Annotated in this window: 6 protein-coding genes; 3 read left to right on the forward strand and 3 right to left on the reverse strand. The window is 66.3% G+C overall.

Translation table 11 applies throughout. The features are described from left to right. Positions 1-13 precede the first annotated feature (13 nt). The gene (locus G4Z14_RS06455; protein ID WP_164623956.1) at positions 14-1,066 is read right to left on the reverse strand and encodes a proline racemase family protein; all 1,053 of its coding nucleotides are present in this window, start codon (positions 1,064-1,066) and stop codon (positions 14-16) included. A 106-nt stretch (positions 1,067-1,172) separates the two neighbouring features. Next, positions 1,173-2,108, reverse strand: coding sequence for a LysR substrate-binding domain-containing protein (locus G4Z14_RS06460; protein WP_164623957.1), 936 nt, complete (start codon positions 2,106-2,108; stop codon positions 1,173-1,175). A 307-nt stretch (positions 2,109-2,415) separates the two neighbouring features. On the opposite strand from G4Z14_RS06460, the gene G4Z14_RS06465 reads away from it, so the two are divergent. The 3 genes from G4Z14_RS06465 to G4Z14_RS06475 are packed head-to-tail and all read left to right on the forward strand — an operon-like array spanning position 2,416 to position 6,680. After that, positions 2,416-3,132, forward strand: coding sequence for an ABC transporter ATP-binding protein (locus G4Z14_RS06465; RefSeq protein ID WP_164623958.1), 717 nt, complete (start codon positions 2,416-2,418; stop codon positions 3,130-3,132). Beyond that, a complete protein-coding gene (locus tag G4Z14_RS06470) occupies positions 3,126-5,492 on the forward strand; it encodes an ABC transporter permease (protein ID WP_227751562.1) in 2,367 nt (788 codons plus the stop codon). Before G4Z14_RS06465 ends, G4Z14_RS06470 begins: the two co-directional genes overlap by 7 nt. 3 nt (positions 5,493-5,495) lie before the next feature. After that, a complete protein-coding gene (locus G4Z14_RS06475; RefSeq protein WP_164623959.1) occupies positions 5,496-6,680 on the forward strand; it encodes an efflux RND transporter periplasmic adaptor subunit in 1,185 nt (394 codons plus the stop codon). 19 nt (positions 6,681-6,699) lie between these two features. On the opposite strand, the gene G4Z14_RS06480 is transcribed toward G4Z14_RS06475, so the two are convergent. After that, on the reverse strand, positions 6,700-7,058 hold a 359-nt coding region (locus G4Z14_RS06480), incomplete at its 5' end, for an ATP-binding cassette domain-containing protein (RefSeq protein WP_164623960.1).

The raw sequence follows: 7,058 nt of genomic DNA on the forward strand, positions 1-7,058 counted from the left end.
CCGGAAGGGGGCGTCAGGCCCAGATATCACCCATGGTATAGCCGTTCGGCAGCGGGTCGTCGTGATCCAGCACCAGAGTGTTGATGCCGAAGATCCAGCTCGTGCCGCTGATCGTCGGCACCACGGCGGGGCGGTCGCCGATCCGCGCCTCGTCCACCAGCCGCCCGGTAAAGACGGTGCCGAGAATGCCCTGATGCCGGAAGTCCTGACCCAGCGGCAATTCCCCCTTGGCGTTCAACACCGCCATCTTGGCGCAGGTGCCGGTGCCGCAGGGGCAGCGGTCGATCGCCCCGGTCCAGGTGTTCGGGTCGTCCCATGACAGCGGGCCGGTCGCCATGGTGACGGCGTTCTTCCAGTCGGCCCGGGGATCGTCCGTCGGCCCGGAAAGTTGCGAGATGGTGATGCCGACGCCGGGGTAATCGGGATGCGCCACCGGAAGCTGCTCGATCGCCGCCTGCCGGATCATCGCCGAGACGCGCGCGATTTCGCGACCATGTTCCGGGATCAGTTCCAGCCCCTTGAACTGGCGCACATCGGCGATGACGTAGAACATGCCGCCCCAGCCGACATCCACCCGGACCTTGCCGAGATGCGGCACGTCGATTTCGGCATCCAGATGCGCGGCAAAGGCCGGCACATTGCGGAAGGTGACCGCCTTGACCTTGCCGTTCTGGCAATCGGCCCTGACCCGGATCAGCCCGGCCGGGGCCTCCAGCACCAGTTCCGTCACCGGCTCTTTCATCGGCAGGATGCCCATTTCCAGCAACACCGTCACGACCGAAATCGTGTTGCCACCGGACATCACCGGATATTCGACCTGTTCCATGATGATGTAACCCGCGTCCGCTTCGGGGTGCGAGGGCGGCACCAGCAGGTTGCAGCAATGCGCCGGATAGCCGCGCGGCTCGCGCAGGACCAGCTTGCGCAGCTGGTCGTCATTGGCTTCAAGCCAGCGCATCTTTTCCAGAACCGAAGCCCCCGGAATATGTCCGACGCCGCCGGTGATGACCCGCATCGGAATGCCCGAATGCGTGTCGATGGCCTGTATCGTGCGCTTGAAACCCATGGTCTGCCTCTGATCCTGATGGTGGTGGCCGCCATATCAGATACCGGAGCCAATCCGCGCAAACGAGAAATTTCCCGCCTGCCGCATTAGTAAAACTAATGGACTGTCAACGTCGCAGGTCCCGCAGCAGGTGGTCGACAAAGCGCTGCACCACAGGGCGCTGGCGGGATGAGGGATTGATCTTCATGAAATTCGACCGCCCCGAGGTGATCTGCGCCGGATGGGCAAAGATCAGGTCGCCGCGTTGGATATGGCCGCGCACAAGGTTGTGGATGCCCAGCATCACGCCTTCGCCCGCCAGTGCAGCTTCGGTCAGAAGCGTGACCTTGTTGGTGGACAGGCTGAAGGCCGCCTTGCGATAGACCGCGCCCTGCGCCTGAAACCACTCCTCCCAGCCCAGGGGATGCCACTGGATCGCGCCCGAACTCCAGTGCCGTTCATGCAGGTGCAGAAGGTTGGTCTGGTTCAGGCTTTCGGGGTCGGGGAAGGGACCGTGCGCCGCAAGATAGGCCGGGGTGCAGACGGGCTGGGCAACTTCGGGATACATCAGATGCAGGGTGTCGCCGATCTCGAACCGCTCGTTGCCGCACAAAAGCGCGATATCGACCCCGGAATGCTGGCTGAGCGCGGCATCTTCGTCCGAGGCCAGCACAGTAAAGCTGGTGCCGGGATGGTGGGCGCGGAAGCTGTCGATCAAGGGCTTCAGCCAGAAGGCCGCCAGCGCGTCGGTTGCTGAAATCGTCACACTTTGCGAGGGGTCCCCGGGGCGCAACAGGCCGACGCCGGCGCTGATGGCGTCAAGCCCGTCCGAGACCGCCGCCACCAGATCGACCCCGGCCGGAGTCAGCTCCAGCGCGTTGTGCTTGCGCAGGAACAGATCGGTTTCCAGGGCGCGCTCCAGAAGGCGGATCTGCTGGCTGATGGCGCCCTGGGTGATGTTCAGCTCGCGCGCCGCAAGGGTAAAACTGAGATGTTTCGCGGCCACCTCGAAGGTGGCGAGCGCGCCAAGAGAGGGCAGGTGCCTGCGATGGACAGGTTTCACGAGAGGCCTGACAGGTAAGGCGCGCGCGGGGTGCGGCCGGGGTGCATTAGTGCAGCTATGCCACTGTGCCGGGAGTGGGCAAGGCTGTCAACGGCCATGCCGGCAGACGCCATGAACAGTTCACCGGTCCGGCAACCCTGCCGGCCTGCGACAGAATTCCTCAGTGGCTTTCACCCCGCGAGCCGCCTAACATGGCGGAAAGCCCGGAACTAATCCGGCTGCGGGCCACATGGTTTGTTGCGGCTCCGGTTCATGCGGCACAAGGCCGACCGGATTTCGCGGCGGCCGTGCAGGGGCGTTGCGCGCGATGGCAAGCAAGGACGAAACGGTTTTTCACGCCACGGGCCTGACCAAGGTCTATCGCAGCGGCGCGCATGAGGTGCAGGCCCTGCGCGGGGTGGATTTCCAGGCGCGCAAGAGCGAATTCATCGTCATCCTCGGGCCGTCCGGGTCGGGAAAATCGACCTTCCTCAACATCGTCGGCGGGCTGGACCGGGCCAGCGGTGGCGAGGTCTGGTTCAGGGATCATCAGTTGACTGCACTCGATGATCGCGGCCTGACGCAATACCGGCGCGATCATGTCGGCTTTGTCTTTCAGTTCTACAACCTCGTGCCCAGCCTGACCGCCCGCGAGAACGTGGCGCTTGTCACCGAAATCGCCCGCCGCCCGATGTCGCCGGATGCAGCGCTGGCGCTGGTCGGTCTGTCGGACCGTCGCGACCACTTTCCCGCTCAGCTTTCGGGCGGCGAGCAGCAGCGGGTGGCGATTGCCCGCGCCATCGCCAAGAACCCCGAGGTGCTGCTCTGCGATGAACCGACCGGCGCGCTGGACAGTGCGACCGGGATCAAGGTGCTGGAGGCGCTGGCCGAGGTGAACCGCAAGGTCGGTGCGACAACGCTGGTCATCACCCACAACGCCGCGATCCGCGACATCGGGGACCGGGTGCTGCGCTTTGCCGACGGGCGGATCGTGGAGGAAACGGTCAATGCCACGAAAAAGCGCCCGGCGGAGGTGTCATGGTAATCTCGCCCCTGCGCCGCAAGGTGCTGCGCGATCTGCGCAGGCTTTGGGCGCAGGCACTGGCCATCGCGCTGGTGCTGGCGGCGGGCGTGGCAACGCTGATCCTTGGCAACGGGGCCTATGCCTCGCTGTCCGAGACGCGGGCGCGATATTACGGCGAGTTCCGCTTTGCCGATGTCTTTGCCGATGTGACGCGCGCGCCCTTGGCGCTCATGGCGGAGGTTCGCGGCATCGCGGGCGTGCTGGCCGCCGAGGGGCGGATCGTGAAGCTTGCGCTGCTCGACTTGCCCGACATGGCGGAGCCGGGGACGATCCTGCTGGTTTCGCTGCCCGAGGCCGGGGAGGCGGGGCTGAACCAGCTTTATCTGCGGCAGGGCAGGTTGCCGGACTCGCAATCCGCCGACGAGGTGGTGGTGTCCGAAGGCTTTGCCACGGCGCACCGCCTGCGGCCGGGGTCGTCTCTCGCGGTGGTCATGAACGGCCAGCGCCGGACGCTGCGGCTCACCGGAGTCGTGCTGTCGCCCGAGTTCATCTATGCGCTTGGCCCCGGAGAGCTGATGCCGGACCCGCGCCGTTTCGGCGTCGCCTGGTTGCCACGTCCGGGCCTGGAGGCGGCGCACGATCTTGAGGGCGCGTTTTCCAATCTGGTGCTGAAGCTCGCCCCCGGCGCGGATGCCGACCGGGTGATCGAAGCGGTGGACCGGTTGACCGCGGCCTATGGCGGGGCGGGGGCGATCGGGCGGGCGGACCAGATCTCGCACGCCTTTCTGGATGCCGAATTGAGACAGCTGAGCGCCATGGTCAAGATCCTGCCGCCGGTCTTTCTCCTGGTTGCGGCGATGCTGGTGAACATGACGCTGTCGCGGCTGGTGACGCTGGAACGCGAGCAGATCGGGCTGTTGAAGGCCATCGGCTATTCGGGCCGTGCCATTGCCCAGCACTATGTCGAATTCGTGCTGGCCGTCGCTGTCGTAGGCATCGCGATCGGCTTTGCCGCCGGGGCTTGGCTTGGCGCCGGGCTGGCCGGGCTGTATGCCCGGTTCTACGCCTTTCCGTTTCTGGTCTTTGCCCGTGACGCCGGGGTTTACGGCCTTGCTGCCCTTGTCACTGCCGGGGCCGCGGTTGCCGGGGCACTTTTCGCGGTGCGGGCGGTGCTGACGCTGCCGCCCGCCGTGGCCATGTCGCCGCCCGCGCCCGCAGATTACCGGTCGCGCATGGGCTTTGCCTTGCAGCATCTTGCGCTGCGCCAGACCGCAGTGATGACCGTCCGGCACCTGATCCGCTGGCCCCTGCGTACGGCGTCGGGTATTTTCGGCGTGGCGATGGCGGTTGCGGTTCTGGTCGCCTCGCTGTGGACCTTCGGCTCGATCGAGCGGCTGATCGACCTCACCTTCTTTCAGGCCGAGCGGCAGGACGTCACCGTCGCCTTTGCCGGTGCCGAGCCGGCGCGCGCCGTGCAGGCGGTGCGCCAGATGCCGGGGGTCCTGTTGGCCGAGCCCTATCGCAGCGTGGCCGCGCGGATCTCGCATCGCACCCTGTCGCGCAAGGTGTCGATCACCGGGCGGCCCGCTGAAACCACGCTGTCGCGCGTCCTGTCGCCCGATGCCCGCCCGATGGCCCTGCCCGACGCCGGGCTGGTCCTGTCCGAGGCGCTGTGCGACGCCCTTGCTGTCCGTCCGGGCGATCTGGTGACGGTCGAGTTTCTGGAAGGCCAGCGCCGCACCATCACCCTGCCGGTCAGTGGCCAGTCTCTCGGCTATGTCGGGCTGGGCGCGGCGATGGAGATTTCGGCCCTGAACCGCGCCATGCACGAAGGCGCGCTGATTTCGGGCGTCAACCTGATGCTGGACAAGGCGCAGGGTCCGGCCTTCTACGCCGCTGCCAAGGCGGCACCCAAGACCGGCTTTGTCATCGTGCTGGGCAGGACGGTCCAGAGGTTCCGCGACACGCTGGCGGAAAACATCACGGCGATGATCTCCGTCTATGTCGTGCTTGCTGCGATCATCGCAGTCGGGGTGATCTACAATTTTGCCCGCATTGCCCTGTCCGAACAGGGGCGCGATCTGGCCAGCCTGCGGGTTCTGGGCTTCACCAAGGCCGAAGTCTCGGGCATCCTGTTCGGAGAACTGGCTGTGATCGTGCTTCTGGCGCAGCCCTTGGGCTGGGGGATCGGGCATCTCATCGGCCTTGGCATGGTGACGGCCTTTTCTTCAGACCTTTACCGCGTGCCGCTGGTGATCGGTCGCGAGGTCTATGCGATGGCCAGTCTGGTTGTCTGCGCCGCCGCCCTCGCCTCGGCGCTGGCGGTGCGCCGCCGTATCAACCGCCTCGACATGATCGAGGTTCTGAAAACAAGGGAATGACCGATGCGCCGCGTGACCTATGCCCTAGCCGCCCTTGTGATCGCAGGCCTTGCCTTCTGGGCCTTCCGGCCCGCCCCGGTCGAGGTCGAGCTTGCCGAAATCACCCCTCGCAGCTTTGACGTGCGGGTCGAAGAGGACGGTGTGGCGCGCATCCGCAATGTCTTTACCATTTCGGCCAGCAATGCGGGCAGGCTGCAAAGGATCGGCCTGCATGCCGGCGATCCTGTGGTGGCCAATGAGACCGTGGTTGCGGTCATCGGACCGGCGGCGCCGGTGTTGCTTGACGCCCGCTCGCGCGCCATCGCCGAGGCAACCGTTGCCGCCGCACGGGCCGCAACCGATCTGGCGCGGGCGCAACTGGCACAGGCCGAAGCGGCGCTGGATCTGGCAACCAGCGAGGCCAACCGGACCCGGGCGCTTTATGAGCGTGGCACGGTGTCCGAGCGGGTCCGCGACACCGCGCTGAGCGCACACAAGACCGCCGAAACTGCGGTGTCCAGCGCGCTGGCAAACCTGTCCGTCCGCGAGAAGGAGTTGGAAAGCGCGCAGGCGGTGCTGCGGTCGGACCAGACCCCGGACGCCGACCCCTGCTGCGTGAACATCGTGGCGCCAACTTCGGGCCGGGTGCTGCGGGTGCTGACCGAAAGCGAGCAGGTGGTGCAGCCGGGAACGCCGATCCTTGAAATCGGCGATCCGGGAAAGTTGGAAGTGGTGGTCGATCTTCTGTCCCGCGACGCAGTGCGCGTGCGCGAAGGGGCGGGGGCGGCGATCATCGGCTGGGGCGGTGCGGCGCTGGAGGCCCGGGTCGAGCGTATCGAGCCATCGGCCAGAACGCGGGTCTCGGCGCTGGGCATTGATGAACAACGGGTCGAAACCATCCTCTCGCTGCAGGGCGATCCGGCGGAATGGGCCGGGCTTGGCCATGGCTTCCGCGTTGTCGCGCGGATCACCCTCTGGCAGGGCGTGGATATCCTGTCCATTCCGGTCGGGGCGCTGTTCCGCGACGGATCGGACTGGGCGACCTTTGTCGTGACGGATGGGCGGGCGCGCCTGACACCCATCACGCTCGGGGAACGCAACGAGGAATTCGCGCAGGTTCTGTCGGGGGTTGCGGCCGGCGCTGCCGTGATCCTGCATCCCGGCGACACAGTGGCCGATGGGGTCAGCGTGGTGGGCCGGAAGGAATAGCCCGCCCCGTCCCCCCCCGTTACGCGGCTTCGGTTCCCTTTACGCCAGTGATGTAGCTGACGATGTCGTTGCCGTCGGTTTCGTCCTTGCGGAGCGAGGCGACGATGCGGCCGCGGCGGAAGACGACGATGCGGTCGACGAGGTCGAAGACCTGGCGCAGGTTGTGGGAGATCAGGATCATCGGGATGCCGCGCTCCTTCAGGCCGCGGATGATGTTTTCGACCTGCGCGGTTTCCTGCACGCCAAGCGCGGCCGTCGGTTCGTCCATGATCACGAGCTTCGAGGCAAAGGCCGCCGTGCGCGCGATCGACACGCATTGCCGCTGGCCTCCGCTCATGTTGCGGATCGGGTTGTCGACATTGGGGATCTTCACCGCCG

It is taken from the genome of Tabrizicola oligotrophica (assembly GCF_011008935.1).
GTDB classification, from domain to species: Bacteria; Pseudomonadota; Alphaproteobacteria; order Rhodobacterales; family Rhodobacteraceae; genus Tabrizicola_A; species Tabrizicola_A oligotrophica.

Bases quoted from the DNA above. Each gene is read 5' to 3' on its own strand.
- G4Z14_RS06455 (WP_164623956.1), bottom strand. From the start codon at position 1,066: ATGGGTTTCAAGCGCACGATACAGGCCATCGACACGCATTCGGGCATT.
- G4Z14_RS06465 (WP_164623958.1), top strand. From the start codon at position 2,416: ATGGCAAGCAAGGACGAAACGGTTTTTCACGCCACGGGCCTGACCAAG.
- G4Z14_RS06470 (WP_227751562.1), top strand. From the start codon at position 3,126: ATGGTAATCTCGCCCCTGCGCCGCAAGGTGCTGCGCGATCTGCGCAGG.
- G4Z14_RS06475 (WP_164623959.1), top strand. From the start codon at position 5,496: ATGCGCCGCGTGACCTATGCCCTAGCCGCCCTTGTGATCGCAGGCCTT.